Below are 15,230 nucleotides of genomic sequence, written 5' to 3' on the forward strand. Positions count from 1 at the left end.
GGGGCTCGGCCCATGGATGAAAGCCATCCCCTGTACTACCTTTTGTTGATCGGGGTCCTGTTGCTTCTCTCCGCCTTCTTTTCCGGCTCCGAGACGGCCCTTATGTCTTTCCGGAAAATGCGCTTGAAGCACCTGGTACGGGAAGGCAACAAAAAAGCGGCCCTCGTGGAACAACTCCTCAAGGATACGGACCGCCTGCTGGGAACCCTCCTGGTGGGAAACAATCTGGTAAATGTCGCCGCTTCGGTCCTGACGGGGGCACTCACCGCCCAGGTCCTCGAACCCCGCTTCGGCAAAGAGACGGCCCTGTTCTCCGCGACGGTGATCATGACCTTTCTCCTCCTCATTTTTGCAGAGATCACTCCCAAGACTTACGCCGCCCATCATTCCGAAAGGGTCTCCTTCGGAGCAGCCCGCCCCATCCGGTTTCTTGAATGGCTGTTGGCCCCTCTTGTTTCCCTGGTGACCCGTATCTCGAAATTCCTTCTGCACGCAATCTTCCGGTCCCAGCCGATGAAGGTCCGCATTTCTCCCGAGGAGATCCGCTCGATCATCGCCTACGGAGCCGAAGAAGGGGTCCTGGCAAAGGAAAAAGGCGAGATGCTCCACGGCATCTTCGATATCAGCAAGACGATTGTCCGAGAAGTCATGGTCCCCCGGCCCGACATCATCGCCATCGATATTGAGGAATCGATCGGGGAGATCCTGCAAAAGGTTGTACAATACGGGCACTCCCGCTATCCCGTTTATCAGGATCAGATCGACAAGATCATCGGATTTCTCTTCGTCAAAGACCTGCTCCCCTTCTGGTCCAAACCGGAAGCGTTGCAGCTTCACACGATCCTCCGGCCCCCCTCCTTTGTGCCGGAGACCAAACGGGTGGATCAACTCATCGAAGAGTTTCGCAAGGAAAAACGACAGATCAGCATCGTCGCCGATGAGTACGGCAGTGTCGCGGGCCTCGTCTCCATGGAAGATCTTTTAGAAGAGATTACCGGCGAGATCCAGGATGAATATGATTTGGAGCAGTCAAAGTTTGAACGCCTTTCGAACGGTTCCTGGCTCCTCGACGGCAGCCTCCCCCTGGACGAGGTTTACGAAATCACGAATATCAAACTTCCGGAAGGAGAATACGAGACCATCGCCGGATTTCTCCTCGACATCTTCGGGAAGATCCCGCGGGAAGGAGAGGAAATCTCCTACCGGGAATACCTGATTTCGGCATACAAGATGTCCCGACACCGGATTGTAAAGATCAAGTTCAAGCCGATTGACTAAAAGGGTCCGCCTTGCGGAAAGGTCTTTTCATCTTTTTGTGTTTGCTTCTGCTCCCGATCCGGGCATTCGGTCTGACGGCTGCATCGTCCCGTCCCGAAGATCCACGCATCCTCTTAAACGGAGAGTATTATGATGCCCTTCAGGAAGCCCTCGGACAGGCCCGCCGGGAAATCGTCCTCTCTTTTTTTCTCTTCAAGATTTCCGGCCACGGGAAAAATCGTACGGCACGGATTGAAAAATCCCTGAAAGCGGCCGTCCGGCGGGGTGTCCGTGTCGTCGTTCTCCTGGAAAGGTCGAAATATCGCGACATCACCGACACGAATGAAAAAACCGCCGGGCAACTGAAACGCGGCGGAATCACCGTTTTCTTCGACTCTCCGAAACAGATCACGCACACCAAGGTCGCAATCATCGACCGAACCATCCTTTTTCTCGGCAGCCACAACCTGACGGAGAGCGCACTTCGATTTAACAATGAAGTCTCGATCCGGCTCCACTCACGAAAAGCGGCCCACCGCCTCCTGCAGTACCTCGACCGGATCCATCCGGGCATTCTGGCGCCTCTCCGGAAACCATCCCGGGAATCCCCTTATGAAACTCCCGGACGAAATTCATCTTTACAGGGTTTCGGTTGTCGGATAAAATAATATTAAAACTCTTGTAAACACAGAAAAAATATCCGCCTATGATTCATGACATTCGACTCCACGGCGTTCTGTCCGACGAAATCGAGTATTTCACGACCATCGCCGGAGACGATATCAGCCATCGATATTTCTTTGAGGAGAACACGGATCCGGACTCGGGGCCTTCCATCCGGTTCTTCTCCCACGGGAATGAACTGATTCTGACCCGCCGGGGGATCCGGCACCAAGGAAACGGCGGCAGTTTCTGCGAATATATGTTCGGCGGGGACCAGCCCAAAGAAGACTTGATGCGCAAAGAGGTCTTAAACCGTCTTCTCATGTACGGCGCCGTCACCTCCGACAACGGTGGCGGCATCCGGTTCCTTCCCAAACATCACGGCTTTGACGATTACCGGAAAATATTCTTTGAAGGAAATGCGATCTCCAACTATTTCTTTTTTGTCTTCTTCCAGGACATCCATGATTTCCGGGAACAGCAGGAGACGATCCTGCGAACGATCGGGAAACGGTTGAAACGGTCTCCCTTCGTACGGCGGGGCGATGATTTAAACCTGATCCACGAACTCCTCGCCGAGATGAATCATCCACGGTCTCTGTTCTTTCTCATCCGGGTTCTGAATAAATATCATCAGGCCTTTTACGAACTCTACAGCGAACTCTATCTGAAGAATAAGTCGATCAGCGATGGCGACGCAGAACGACTGCAAGCCCTCGCCACCCATTACCGGATCAATCAGTTTGATCAGGAACGGATGAAAATCGATGTAATCTACAAACACCGGGAGAACAAGCGGATCATCGATGAATACAAGGATGTTTTGATCGAAGGAGAGGAAAATCAGGCCATCAGCAATTCCCAGCGCGCGCGGCTTATCCGCCTCCGGACACTCTGCGTCCGAAACAATATTCCCATCATTCTGCCGAACATCCTCGATGACCTTCTTCTGAAAAACCGGAAGGTCCTGGAAGCCGACGAACCCAAATACATTCAGGAAACCAGGGAAGTGTTCGAAGGGCTCTTTATTCGGGAAGGAAACCCTGAGACCCTGATTACAAATGAAGACCTGGAAAAACTCCTGCGGGCGAAACAACAGGCCACGGAGATGCAGGACCCCACCTTTGACGGAATTCTCATGGATACGGTTCGTCTCTGCGACGAACTCGCCGACACGGAAGGCGACGACTGGCCCCTGGAAAACTTCGGGTACATCATCACCCACTTTGACCGTTATGACGCCACCTACATGATCATCAACCAGCTTGCCTTCAACGAAGAAGTGGACCTCACCATAGATAAACTCCGGAGCCTTCTGGGGCATAAAAAAGCCTTCGATGAAACCAACCCCGATCTTTTTCACGGGCTTTTCATCCGGACCGTCCTTCAAAACCGTTATCTCACACGCTTCGGACGAAAAAAGATACAGATCTTGGACAAAGGCTTAAAGGCAATCGAAATGGGCGAGAAGACCCTGGCGGACGTGATTGAGGAGATCAGGAACATCAGGGATCAGGAAAACTTCTATTTGAAGATCTATGAACGTGTACGAAAACGGATACGCGAAGTCTATACCAAGATCCATTCCCGGCAGGAACGGGATGCCATCCGGAAACAACTCTTCACGGAGTTGATGATCGATCTGGAGATCAATAAAAACCTTCTCGACCTCCTCCTGAATCAGGCCATTTTGAATATCAACAAGGAAATCTATTATACGGAAAAACTGCTGCCCCGGATTCTCCGGGAGGGAAACCATGATCTTCGGCGGGACTTTTTCGAAAACAGCGGCATAGACCGGTTCACCCTGGAGGAACTGGAACGGGACTACTACGAAAGAAACAGGATCTCCCCCATGGAGTTGAGCCTCTTCCAGTCATCTTCGGCTTAACGAAAATTCGACGGGTTGGAAAATCCGCTTGCTTTTTACCAAAATTTTCTGTATAAATGGCTCACCTGAAGGAGATCCCTCAGGAAATTTCACTTCAACCCACAACATGATCAACGCGGGATGAGACATGAGAAGTCTGAACAGAGTTCAACTGATCGGCAGGCTGGGGAAAAATCCGGAGGTGCGTTATACATCCAACGGATCTTCCGTCGCAAATTTCACCATGGCCACGAACGAATCATGGATCGGCAAGGACGGCCAGAAGAACGAGCGGACCGAATGGCACAACATCGTTGCCTGGGGAAAATTAGGCGAAATCTGCGGGGAATACCTCACCAAAGGAAAGCAGATCTATATTGAAGGCCGATTGACGACCCGCTCCTGGGAAGACCGGGACGGGAAAAAACGATATACAACGGAAGTCAAGGCAGACAACATGATTATGCTCGGAGGACCCGGTGCATCGCCAGGCGCCTCACACACATCCCCGGAGAACGATTCCACGATTGAAGATGATATCCCGTTTTAGACATCCTCGGAAGGGACTAGGCCTACCTTTTACATCCAGACCGAAAAATCAGGTAATCAATAAATTTAAGCTGGAATTGCGGCTTATTACCTTTATTTATCCTTTACGTCCCTGATTTCCTTTTATTATTGAATTTTCAGGCAGAAATTGCTATATTGGTGTGTGATGATAGTTAAGACACAAAGAACAATGAGAGCTTCTTCTCCCCCCGGCAGCCGGAGTATATGGATTGGCGGCACACTACTGTCCCTGCTCCTTTTTCTGGCCAATTATCTTGTATTCCAGAACCTGATACAAGGACCGGCCTTTTTCCATCCGGAAGCGGGGAGATACACGGTCAGCACCATCGCCCTCCTCATCCCTCAACACCAGACCGCCTTGTCCCATGAGTCCCTTTCGGGAATCAAGAAACGGGAGCATATCCGAACACTTGTTTTTCAGAATTTCAGGGGAATCTCACTAAAAGAACGAACGGAACTCTTTGATGTAATCTACAATCAGAGCCAGGCCATGGAGATCGACCCCTATCTTACCCTCTCCATTATCGCCACGGAAAGTTCCTTCCGCCGCAAGGCCATTTCCTGGGCCGGAGCCTACGGACTGATGCAGATCAAACCGATCACGGCGGAGGAAGTCGCAGACGATCTGGGCATCCCCTGGGAAGGAGAAAAGACCCTCTTCGACCCTGTCGTCAATATCACTCTCGGGTTGAAATACCTCTCTAATCTCAAGAAGAGATTCGGCAATATGAACGACGCTCTGACCGCCTACAATTACGGCCCGCAGTACGTTGTCAGTTGCCTAAGAAAGGACAAGAAACTACCGAATAACTATGTGGCGAAAATTGAGGAACATCTGAAAAGATACGGATTAAACCACCACAGCCTGCTTCAGCACAACGAACCGGTCTGAAACCCTGCCTTCCCGCGATCCTTTAAACCTTGATGAAGTCGTAAAAAGTCATTTCCCGGATACCGTTCATGGTTCGACAAGCTACCGAGCATGTGGTTCGGCAAGCTCACCATGCTCGGAAGCCGGTCGAACCACACGAACGGAATATCAATAACTTACATCGTTCGCCCTGAGTACGCCTGTCCTGAGCCAGCCGAAGGGTCGAAGGGCTTCGTGACTTTTTACGAGACCATCAATCTTCAGTCCTTGCCAATGGTAGTCGTACTGCAAGAGGAGCAGGAATCCTTGCTCTTCCCTTTTTTATCACAAACCGTTGAACTCTCTTTCTTGGGAGCGGACCCGTTCCCGTTGGCATATCCGTCTGAGTACCAACCGCCCCCTTTCAAAGAAAAGGACGTAAAGGAAATCAGACGATGCACGGAACCTGCACACTGCTTACAAATCGTTAAAGGTTCGTCGTCCATCCCCTGGGACACTTCGAATTCCGCACCGCAATCATTGCATCTGTATTCATAAATCGGCATTACAAGAACCTCCTGAGTCTTTATCATACTATAATCATTCAAATGGTAAAATCAAGGCAAAAATCGCACAGTCGCAATAATTGACTCGCAACCGGCTGGGATAAGGCCGTTTAAGGGAATTATCTTGACAACCGGAAAACCTCTGTGTAGTTTAAAAGTCGTTCTAAATTTCCATGCCGGAGTGGTGAAATTGGTAGACGCACGGGACTCAAAATCCCGCGGGGGCAACCCCGTGCCGGTTCGATTCCGGCCTCCGGCACCAGTCTTTGCCTGGAGTGAGGCAAGAAGTAAAGACGGTTCCTCGGCATTCTCTTTTCGCTTTCAGCTCCGCCATGACAGTAGCCCGAAAGGCAACGCCGGGCTTCTCCGGAGTGTTCACCGCAAACACTCCCGACTTCACTTGGGCAAGCCATCCGGACGGACCGTCTTTTCCCCTCCCTTTTGCACAAGCAGGTTTAGAGATGCAACCGAATCATCCGCTCCACAAGGATCATGGATCATCATTCTTCCGGTCTGCCGATTCTGCCCGGGGATAAGCAAATGGCTGACATTTTTTCCCATCCTGATGTCATCATTATCGGTGCGGGTGCATCCGGTCTGATGTGTGCCATCGAGGCCGGGAATCGGGGGCGCCGGGTCTTATGCCTCGATCATGGTAACACGATCGCGAAGAAGGTTCTGGTCTCCGGTGGGGGAAACTGCAATTTCACCAACCGGGAAATCAGTCCCGACCATTATGAATCTCAAAACCGACACTTCTGCAAATCGGCCCTGGCAAGATACGGACAGTATAACTTTTTGTCCTTACTCGACAAGCACGGAATTTCCTACCATGAAAAGGATTCGGGCAGACTCTTTTGTAACCACTCGTCAAAGGCCATTGTAAAGATGCTCCTTGATGAATGCCGCAAGGCCGGAGTCGTAATCCGAACGGAATGCGCCATCCAAAAGATATGGAAGGACAAGGCCTTTTACATTGAGACCGGCTGCGGAGATTTCCTGTCGGAGTCCCTCGTGGTGGCCACGGGGGGACTTTCCTATCCCGGGATGGGTGCCACCGGCCTGGGCTATCGCATTGCCGAGCAGTTCGGGCTGGCGGTCGTCAAGCCGAGACCCGCCCTGGTGCCGCTACTGTTCAATGATGAAGATGCAAAACACTTTCAGGGGCTGCAGGGGATCACTCTTGACGTTGAGGTACGTTGCAGGAAAAAACGGTTCCGGGACAGTCTCCTCTTTACCCACCAAGGGTTGAGCGGCCCGGCGATACTACGGATCTCGTCCTTCCGATACCCGAACGATCCCCTGACGATCGATCTGTTACCGGATTTCAATCTTGCGGCCTACCTTAAACAACAGAAAAGCCTCCGGCCTGAATCCCAGATCAAAACCCTTCTCGCGGGTCGTCTCCCGGGCCGGCTGGCACAGCGATTGTGCGACCTCCGGGTCCGAAAGGGCCCCCTCGGAGAGATCCCGGACAAGGAACTACAAAAAATCGACCGGCTTTTTCATCACTGGGAATGGGTCCCGGCAGGGACGGCGGGGTACAACCGTGCGGAAGTCACCCTGGGCGGCGTCGATACGGAGGCGCTCTCCTCGAAAACGATGGAGGCAAAAGAGGTGAAAGGGTTATATTTCGTCGGAGAGGTGGTCGATATTACGGGCGATCTCGGCGGATACAACCTGCAGTGGGCCTGGTCCTCAGGATATTGCGCAGGTCAATACGTGTAGATAAGGCGGGGCATGCTTCAGACGCACCCAACCTTCCGGAATTTTGGATCGGATATTTCCCGGCGGAAGCTTACCCTTCGTCATCAACCTTTTTTGATCCCTCCGGCAATCAGGACAGGGTCGCTTTTGGCCGATACGGAATAGTGCGGATCCTCGTAAGGCCGGGACCGGTTTCGGTAGGTTCGTGTGAAACAATCCCCAAACCCCGCAGCCGAAAGAAGGGATAAGACCCACCCCAACCGTTCAAAGGGGTGCAATTCCATCCAGAGAGGCATTGCCTCCGTGCTAAACCAGCAATCGGTAAACCCGACCATAAAAGACCCGCCCGGTTGCAAAACCCGGTGGACCTCCCCGATAACCTGCTCCGGTCTCCTCAAGGACTCCATGGAATGACTGAGAAGAACAAGATCAAAGGAATTCTCCGGGAAAGGGAGTCCGGAAGCTTCATTGAGATCGTGGACCACCCGCCTGGTAAGGAGAGGGTTCTCCGCCATATCCCCTTCATCTCTTCCCAGGCCGACTACCTCTTTTTCCTCACCCCGGGGGAGATGAGATCGGGCACCGCTCATCAGATCAAGAATACGGCTGCCGGGTTTCACCTGTTCGCGATAGACCTCTCCCAGAATCCGGCTTGACTCTTTATCGACACGACTATCAGATCTCAACCCGGTATCAAATGGCCGCCCCCCTTCCTCCGCCTGCCCCGTGACGGGGGTCGATCCGTAATCGATCATCATCCCCGGCACCGGGGCCTGCATACCGGGACCGCCGAGGATAACCTCTTCCCCCCAATGGTGGACCTGCCCTCCCCGTTCTCTTTTGCTGTGCCGGACCGCCCGGATCAGGATTTTCAGATCCGTATCCATCTCCGCCAGGGGATGATTGAGGTCCATGGTGATCATTTCTTCTCCAATGTCAATCACCCGCATAGGAAGAATATTCTCAGGATAAATCCCAGGGACCCCGGTCATCAGCCCACAGGGATAGAAACGGCCCAACCGGGGTGTAATCGGGCTCTCGTTTCCGGCCGTTTTCCCGAACTGTTCAGGACGGATCTGATGAATCAGGTTCTTCTCCCGGGGCGGGATCATGGTTCCGGCAGGAAAGTGGAAGGCAAGCTCCTCCCCCTCCGATCGGCCCATAAGTTCTTCCATAACCCCGTCGGGCAAGAGGTCGCGCCAGGTATTCAGGCGGGGGACATAAAAACCGTCGTGGTGAGAAACATTCCGGCTCGCCCAGTTCAGGGTCAGGTCCAATTCTACAAGTGAGTGATCATCGATTCGGGTCATACAGGGCACCTCCACGTATAGACATAAAAGGAATTCTCCTTCATATTGCCTGAAACGCCCTTCGAAAACAACACCCGATTCACACCTCCCGGATATCACTGCTTCCGGGTTGTACCACCGGGCCGGGACAAGGCCGGATACGTCACAAAAAAAGGAGGGAGACATATCTCTCCCTCCTTTTCAGGTCAATGGGTTCGAGTCAATGGATATCAAGATCAGCCGCCGACATATCCCCCGGAAAAGTCTTTCTCTTTGGAAAAGTCCATCGTGGGCACGGACGCCGTGCTTTCCACATTTTCATGGAACCGTTCCCAGTCAAAGGGACAGGCCCGCTCCAGAATCTCCAGTTTCCAGTCAATCGTCTTAATGATTTCACGGAGATGACCAGCATGATCGTGGACCGCAACCTTGTCCTTCCCGGTCAAGCCTTCCACCTGATCAACAAAACCGAGCAGCCGGTTTTTCATCCCATAAAGTTCCACACAAAGTGAATCACAGTAGTTTCTAATATCATTTTTAGCAGCCATAATCTCGTCTCCTAAATTCCGGCATCAAGCCCCTTAAGGGAACGCCGTTTCAAGTCCTTCTTCCCAAGAAAGTTTTCCTCTCCATCAGGCCCAGCCTCTCTTCCGGATCCAGGGCGCCTCTTCCACTTCTTATTCACTACTTAACCGGAAATTCCTGATCTTGTCAACCGTGATCAAACTGTTATTCTTCGGTAAAGTTTTTCCCTCAATGATCGACAAATGGGAGGAAGAATGCCGCCCGGAGAATCCCCGGGAAAGGCTCTCTTCCATACCATCCACTCATAACTAAAGATTCAGATGCACCTTACAAAGAGTTTTCAAAGTTGGCAAAAAATACGGCGCCGCAGAAAGGACGGTTGAAATCCAGACGGAATTGATGTATTTTACGGAACGCATCTGTTGGAGTTTTCAACTTCCTCCCCGGATATTCCCGGAAAACGGAAAGAAAGGTACCCTTGTCTACCCCTTCTATGAAGATAACGAAACACCTCCGGAAAGTCGTCAATGAAAAGATTCATGCCTTCCGGATCTCGGACCAGACCTTCCTGGTCCTCACATCCTTTTTCGTGGGGGTTGTCAGCGGCCTGGCCTACATTGCCCTCCGAAAGACCGTCGACACTGTCCACGAAATCATCGTTGTACGGGGCGATCAGTTGATCGGGCTCATACATCATCACTGGGCCTTCCTGCTGGTTCCTCTCATTCCCATGGCCGGGGCGTTGTTGTTGATTCCCCTTTTGAAGCTCTTCCCGAACGAGATCGGAGGTTACGGGTTCCCCAATTTTCTGGAAGAGGTCAATATCCGGGGGGGGATTATCAAGCTGCGCGCAATCCTTCTGAAGATGCTCGGCCCGGCTCTGACCATCGGCAGCGGCGGCTCGGCCGGGCTGGAAGGCCCGATCGCCCAGATCGGCGGGGCGATCGGATCCAATACGGGCCAATTCTTCAAGGTCTCGGGAAACCGGATGAAAATCCTGATCGCCTGTGGAACGGCCGGAGGAATCGCCGCCACGTTCAACGCCCCCATCGCGGGGGTTTTCTTCGCACTTGAGATTGTCCTGCTGGGAGATTTCACCCTCACGAACTTCGCCCCCATCGTCATCTCTTCGGGGATCGCCACGGTCATTTCGCGGGGATATTTCGGCGCCAATCCAATCTTCCAGGTCCGGGAATACTCGGTGGTGAGCAACTGGGAACTGTTCCTCTATGTCGTCATGGGGGTCCAGATCGGAATCTCCGCCGTAATCTATATCTTCATGTTCTACAAGACGGCCGACTTCTTTGAATCACTCCGGATCCACCCCCTGGTCAAACCGATTATCGGAGCATTCTTCGTCGGGGCTATCGGAATCTTCTATCCGCAGATCATGGGGCACGGTTACGAGACAATCAACAAAGCCCTTCGTGGTGAGATCTTTTACGGACTGATGATTCTTCTTGTCTTGTTGAAAATGATCGCGACCAGCCTCACCTTGGGCTCCGGCGGAGCGGGAGGGATGTTCGGCCCGGCACTCTACATCGGCGTCATGATCGGCGGCGGGTATGGAGGAATCGTCCATCATTTTTTCCCCGCCCACACGGCCCCCGTCGGCGCCTACGCCCTGGTCGGCATGGGAGCATTCCTCGCCGCCGTGACCCACGCTCCCTTAACGGCGATCTTTCTTCTCTTCGAACTGACGCAGGACTACCGCATCATCCTCCCCGTCATGTTCGCCAGCGTGATCGGAACCCTCATCGCAAGGGCACTGAAGCACGACTCCATCGACACGGAAGCCCTCAGCCGTCGGGGGATCAATCTCCATGCCGGCCGGGAGGTCAACACCCTGCAGTCGGTCCGGGTCGAAGAGGTCATGAGTCGAAAGGTCACGAAGATCCCCGAACACATGCCCTTTGACATGATCCTTAAGGTGGCCACAACCAGCGATATCCTTTATTTTCCGGTCGTCGACGGTGACGGTCTGATGACGGGAATCCTCTCCTTCCAGGACCTGAAGGAATCACTCTTCGAAGAGGATCTGAAAAAATTCATCGTGGCACGAGACCTGGCCTATCCGAACGTAACGACCGTCACACCCGAGGACCATCTCGATTTCGTCATGGAGCAGTTCGGACGGATGGACCTGGAGGTTCTCCCGGTCGTCGACTACGATAACCGGCGGAAGATCCTCGGCATGATCAGCCGCCGGGATGTCGTAACGGCCTATAACCAGGCCCTGCTGAAAAGGAAAATCTCCCATGGCGGATGAACAAAATTACCTGATCGACAGCCTCAACCCTCAGCAGCGGGAGGCGGTCCTCCATGAAGGGGGGCCTTTGCTGATTCTCGCAGGCGCCGGCTCCGGGAAAACCCGGGTCATTACCCATCGGATTGCCCACCTGATCCGGGAAGGGGGCATTCATCCTCAGCAGATCCTGGCAGTCACCTTCACCAACAAGGCGGCGCGGGAGATGCGGGAACGGGTGGAACGGCTTCTGCAGCGGAACTGCCGCGGTCTCTGGATCTCAACCTTCCACTCGGCCTGTGCCCGATTGCTCAGAAGTCACATCTCCCTGCTGGGTTACACCTCCAACTTCGTCATCTATGATACGGCCGACCAGAAAGCAATGATTCGCGCCTGCATGAAGGAATTGAACATCAATGAAAAAATGTATACACCCGACTCCATCCTCGGCCGGATCAGCCGGGCCAAGAACGATCTCATCAGTTCGGATGATTATGCCGCTACGGCGCAGGAGTTCGGTGCCGAGGCAAAAACCGCACAGGTCTATGAACTCTACCGGAAGACACTGAAAGGGAGCAACGCCCTCGATTTCGATGATCTCCTTTTCCTCACCGTCCGGCTGTTCGAAGAAGAAGCCGAAATCCGCCTCCAATACCAGGAGCGTTTCCAACATATTCTCGTCGATGAATACCAGGACACCAACCACGCCCAGTACCGTTTGATTAAAATCCTGGCGGCCGGACATCGCAATCTCTGCGTCGTCGGTGACGATGATCAGGGAATCTACAGCTGGCGGGGAGCGGATATCGGGAACATTCTCTCTTTCCGGGAGGATTATCCCGACCTGAAGGTCATCCAGTTGGAACAAAATTATCGATCCACCCAAAATATCCTTACTGCCGCCTGGCACGTGGTCGAGCGAAACCGGGACCGGGAACCCAAAAAACTCTGGACCGAAAATGGGGAGGGGGAACAACTCGACTATTTTGAAGCGCCGGATGAAATGGAGGAAACCGACTTCGTCTGCAGAACCGTCAGCAGCCATCGGAACGAAGGGATGCACCTGTCCGACATGGCCGTCTTCTACCGGACCAACGCCCAGTCCCGGGTCCTGGAAGAAGGGATGCGGAAATACGGACTCCCCTACCGGGTGGTCGGGGGACTGCGGTTCTATGATCGGAAAGAGGTGCGGGATCTGCTGGCCTATCTCCGGGTCATTGCAAACCCGAAAGACTCCGTCAACCTGAGGCGGATCCTCAACGTCCCCCCCCGGGGGATCGGAGCCACCACCCTAGCTCGGCTTGAAGAACTGGGGATGGAACGAAGATGCACCCTCTACGAAGCCCTGAAAGCATCGCAGGAAATCGACCGGATCTCCAAGCGACCCCGCCGGGAGATCGGCGCCTTTCTGCAGATTATGGGTGAACTGATCGAAGCCAAAGAATCGCACCCCCCTTCCTTCCTTTTAGAGGAGATTGACCGCCGGATCGGTTACACCAAAAAGCTGAAGGAGTCCAAAGATCCTACCGACAGCACGCGCCTGGAGAACATCCAGGAGCTTTACTCGGCACTGAAGGCATTTGAAGAGGACGCCGAAGACAGCCGACTTGAAGCCTTTCTGGAGAGTGTGGCCCTCATCTCCGATGCGGATACGGCGAAGACCGACGCCGGGGTGATCACCCTCATGACCCTCCACAGCGCCAAGGGGCTGGAATTCCCCGTCGTCTTTCTCACCGGCATGGAAGAAGGGCTCTTTCCCCACGGCATGAGTCTTCGTTCCGAATCGGGTCTGGAAGAAGAACGTCGGCTCTGCTACGTCGGCATGACCCGGGCCAAGGAGAAACTCTATCTGACCTCCGCCCAATCTCGCCGGGTATTCGGGACCTACCGGGCCGGAATCCCTTCCCGCTTCCTCCGGGAGATCCCTGCGAAGCTTTTGAACCGCCATGGGGCGGCAACACCCCGCCGACCCGCTTTCCGTTCCGCCGCAACGTCCCCCTCCTCTTCCACTGCGGCTACAGCTACGGCCGCCGCCACCCCCTTTGCCGTGGGGTGCCGTGTCCGCCATCCCCTCTGGGGGTTCGGTACCGTCACCACCTCCATCCCCACCGACCGGGGCGCCAAAGTCACCGTCCACTTTCAGCAAGTCGGCTCCAAAAAGCTCATTGCCGAGCTGGCGGGACTACAGCCAATCTGAACACTCGAAAAGGTCTTTAAGTGATCAATCAGTTTTTTTACATATATTATGGAAGGTTTTCTCCCTTTCTATACTTACGCTAACCATTATACCCAGACTTCGCTCATTTTATATCTCGATCGCTCCCCTCTCGAAAAGTCTTCACTATCCTGCCCTATCCTGCCAATCAGAGCGGCAAGTTCAGCATCATCACGGATAACAGATTCCCGTGCTGATGTCAATATATAAATAGCGAAGTCTGACCCCAGCCAGGATTTGGCATGAGAAGGATGTATCATATTTCCAAAGCTGTCAATAAAAATGGTCGCTGTCCCTATTTTCCAAAGCTGTCAATAAAAATGGTCGCTGTCCCTATTTTCTTCCGATGCGATAAAAAATCAACCGTACTCGTCCAGTGTTATCTATTTGCTCTTCAAACGATTTTCTTATAACTTTTCTGAAAGCATCCACATATTCTTTGGATACTGGAATGTTATAATATTTACTGTTTAAATATCCTGCTGCCGCTCCCGATTCAAATATCTTATATACTTCTTCCGGCGATTGATATGTGACAACTTTATCAATCCATGATTTTTCGACCGTAAAATCTGCCTCTTCGAACAATCTAGTATAATCTTCAGATGTGTTCAGAAAAAGCCAAGGAGATGTAAAACTTGAAAATATATCTTTCGTTAGTTCGCTTCTCTTTACTGAATCTATTGCCTCAATAAAATTTGGACAATAATCTTCTCTCGCAGGAGCCTGTATAGCTATTTTACCTTTATTCTTTAGTGCGTTATGACACGATACAAGAGCCTTTTTATGATCTTTGAACCATTGGAATGCTGAATTGCAGAAAACTATTTCAAATTCATTTTTGTAATCAAGTTCCTCAGCATGGCAATTACGAAATGTGATCCCTTGGTTTGAGTATTTTTCTTTTGCTTTTTCTATCATCCCCTCCGACGGATCGACGCCAACAACTTTACCGCTTGTTTTTGCTCTAATGACTTTTGAAATATGGCCTGTCCCACAACCAAGATCAAGCACATTATCATTTGGTTGTATGTCAAGCAAATCAAACAGAACTTCACTTGCAGATCTTTGAACTATAGCATCATTCTCATATTTCGATGATATCTCAGTGAAATTTGCCATTATTGGCATTTCCTTTCTATGGCTAATGCGCGAGTTGACCGACTTTTTGCCCTGGCAATGGGCGCTTGCGCCCGATTGACGGGGCAAAAAGTCAGGTCGAACGACTGGTTCGCGTCGAACGACTGGTTCGCGCCGTAATTTCAGTCAAATCATTTAAAAAACCTTCAAATGCTAGTGCTGATAAAACAACACTGGTTAATGGATCTTTTTTATATTTTCTACAATTTACAGCGCATTTTTTAGCTTCGTCGAATAAATGTAAACTATAGAACCCGACCGCTTCTTTTTCAAATTGTTTAATTTTATTATTTCTTTTTAATCGCATATAACGCCTGCGTGAGTGATGCAAAC

At 52.1% G+C, this 15,230-nt stretch carries 13 protein-coding genes and 1 tRNA gene; 9 read left to right on the plus strand and 5 right to left on the minus strand.

Annotated features, from left to right (window positions below):
* The first annotated feature begins 12 nt into the window (after window positions 1-12).
* From GXP58_00780 to GXP58_00800, 5 genes are all read left to right on the plus strand, one after another.
* The gene (locus GXP58_00780; GenBank protein ID NOY52137.1) at window positions 13-1,278 is read left to right on the plus strand and encodes an HlyC/CorC family transporter; all 1,266 of its coding nucleotides are present in this window, start codon (window positions 13-15) and stop codon (window positions 1,276-1,278) included.
* Between the two features lie 11 nt (window positions 1,279-1,289).
* Window positions 1,290-1,925, plus strand: coding sequence for a phospholipase (locus tag GXP58_00785; protein ID NOY52138.1), 636 nt, complete (start codon window positions 1,290-1,292; stop codon window positions 1,923-1,925).
* A 38-nt stretch (window positions 1,926-1,963) separates the two neighbouring features.
* Window positions 1,964-3,811 (plus strand): TIGR04442 family protein, encoded by a 1,848-nt coding sequence (locus GXP58_00790; protein ID NOY52139.1) that lies wholly within the window; start codon window positions 1,964-1,966, stop codon window positions 3,809-3,811.
* Between the two features lie 127 nt (window positions 3,812-3,938).
* Window positions 3,939-4,340, plus strand: coding sequence for a single-stranded DNA-binding protein (locus GXP58_00795; protein ID NOY52140.1), 402 nt, complete (start codon window positions 3,939-3,941; stop codon window positions 4,338-4,340).
* 189 nt (window positions 4,341-4,529) lie between these two features.
* A complete protein-coding gene (locus GXP58_00800) occupies window positions 4,530-5,252 on the plus strand; it encodes a lytic transglycosylase domain-containing protein (protein ID NOY52141.1) in 723 nt (240 codons plus the stop codon).
* 239 nt (window positions 5,253-5,491) lie between these two features.
* Here the strand turns inward: GXP58_00800 and GXP58_00805 are convergent, their stop codons facing one another.
* The gene (locus GXP58_00805) at window positions 5,492-5,776 is read right to left on the minus strand and encodes a zinc ribbon domain-containing protein (protein NOY52142.1); all 285 of its coding nucleotides are present in this window, start codon (window positions 5,774-5,776) and stop codon (window positions 5,492-5,494) included.
* 175 nt (window positions 5,777-5,951) lie between these two features.
* Between GXP58_00805 and GXP58_00810 the strand changes: the two genes are divergently transcribed.
* Together GXP58_00810 and GXP58_00815 are read left to right on the plus strand one after the other, a co-directional pair.
* Window positions 5,952-6,038: transfer RNA gene (locus GXP58_00810), tRNA-Leu, on the plus strand.
* Between the two features lie 278 nt (window positions 6,039-6,316).
* Entirely contained in the window at window positions 6,317-7,504 is a 1,188-nt protein-coding gene (locus GXP58_00815; GenBank protein ID NOY52143.1) for an NAD(P)/FAD-dependent oxidoreductase, read from the plus strand.
* A gap of 83 nt (window positions 7,505-7,587) precedes the next feature.
* On the opposite strand, the gene GXP58_00820 is transcribed toward GXP58_00815, so the two are convergent.
* Window positions 7,588-8,793, minus strand: coding sequence for a methyltransferase domain-containing protein (locus GXP58_00820; GenBank protein ID NOY52144.1), 1,206 nt, complete (start codon window positions 8,791-8,793; stop codon window positions 7,588-7,590).
* A gap of 215 nt (window positions 8,794-9,008) precedes the next feature.
* Entirely contained in the window at window positions 9,009-9,320 is a 312-nt protein-coding gene (locus tag GXP58_00825; GenBank protein ID NOY52145.1) for a hypothetical protein, read from the minus strand.
* A gap of 455 nt (window positions 9,321-9,775) precedes the next feature.
* Between GXP58_00825 and GXP58_00830 the strand changes: the two genes are divergently transcribed.
* Together GXP58_00830 and pcrA are read left to right on the plus strand one after the other, a co-directional pair.
* On the plus strand, window positions 9,776-11,566 hold the full coding sequence (locus tag GXP58_00830) for a chloride channel protein (GenBank protein ID NOY52146.1): 1,791 nt from the start codon (window positions 9,776-9,778) through the stop codon (window positions 11,564-11,566).
* Window positions 11,556-13,739, plus strand: a complete 2,184-nt coding sequence (gene pcrA, locus GXP58_00835; GenBank protein ID NOY52147.1) for a DNA helicase PcrA — start codon at window positions 11,556-11,558, stop codon at window positions 13,737-13,739. The genes GXP58_00830 and pcrA overlap by 11 nt, the downstream gene beginning before the upstream one ends.
* Before the next feature lie 351 nt (window positions 13,740-14,090).
* Here the strand turns inward: pcrA and GXP58_00840 are convergent, their stop codons facing one another.
* Window positions 14,091-14,879 carry a methyltransferase domain-containing protein gene (locus tag GXP58_00840; GenBank protein ID NOY52148.1) on the minus strand — a complete coding sequence of 263 codons (789 nt, stop codon included), beginning with the start codon at window positions 14,877-14,879 and terminating at the stop codon, window positions 14,091-14,093.
* Between the two features lie 91 nt (window positions 14,880-14,970).
* Window positions 14,971-15,204 carry a hypothetical protein gene (locus GXP58_00845; protein ID NOY52149.1) on the minus strand — a complete coding sequence of 78 codons (234 nt, stop codon included), beginning with the start codon at window positions 15,202-15,204 and terminating at the stop codon, window positions 14,971-14,973.
* Window positions 15,205-15,230 lie beyond the last annotated feature (26 nt).

The organism is Deltaproteobacteria bacterium, assembly GCA_013151235.1.
Taxonomy (GTDB): Bacteria; CG2-30-53-67; CG2-30-53-67; order CG2-30-53-67; family CG2-30-53-67; genus JAADIO01.

Bases quoted from the DNA above. Each gene is read 5' to 3' on its own strand.
- GXP58_00840 (NOY52148.1), bottom strand. From the start codon at position 14,879: ATGGCAAATTTCACTGAGATATCATCGAAATATGAGAATGATGCTATA.
- GXP58_00825 (NOY52145.1), bottom strand. From the start codon at position 9,320: ATGGCTGCTAAAAATGATATTAGAAACTACTGTGATTCACTTTGTGTG.
- pcrA (NOY52147.1), top strand. From the start codon at position 11,556: ATGGCGGATGAACAAAATTACCTGATCGACAGCCTCAACCCTCAGCAG.
- GXP58_00795 (NOY52140.1), top strand. From the start codon at position 3,939: ATGAGAAGTCTGAACAGAGTTCAACTGATCGGCAGGCTGGGGAAAAAT.
- GXP58_00820 (NOY52144.1), bottom strand. From the start codon at position 8,793: ATGACCCGAATCGATGATCACTCACTTGTAGAATTGGACCTGACCCTG.
- GXP58_00790 (NOY52139.1), top strand. From the start codon at position 1,964: ATGATTCATGACATTCGACTCCACGGCGTTCTGTCCGACGAAATCGAG.
- GXP58_00780 (NOY52137.1), top strand. From the start codon at position 13: ATGGATGAAAGCCATCCCCTGTACTACCTTTTGTTGATCGGGGTCCTG.
- GXP58_00805 (NOY52142.1), bottom strand. From the start codon at position 5,776: ATGCCGATTTATGAATACAGATGCAATGATTGCGGTGCGGAATTCGAA.
- GXP58_00815 (NOY52143.1), top strand. From the start codon at position 6,317: ATGGCTGACATTTTTTCCCATCCTGATGTCATCATTATCGGTGCGGGT.
- GXP58_00800 (NOY52141.1), top strand. From the start codon at position 4,530: ATGAGAGCTTCTTCTCCCCCCGGCAGCCGGAGTATATGGATTGGCGGC.
- GXP58_00845 (NOY52149.1), bottom strand. From the start codon at position 15,204: ATGCGATTAAAAAGAAATAATAAAATTAAACAATTTGAAAAAGAAGCG.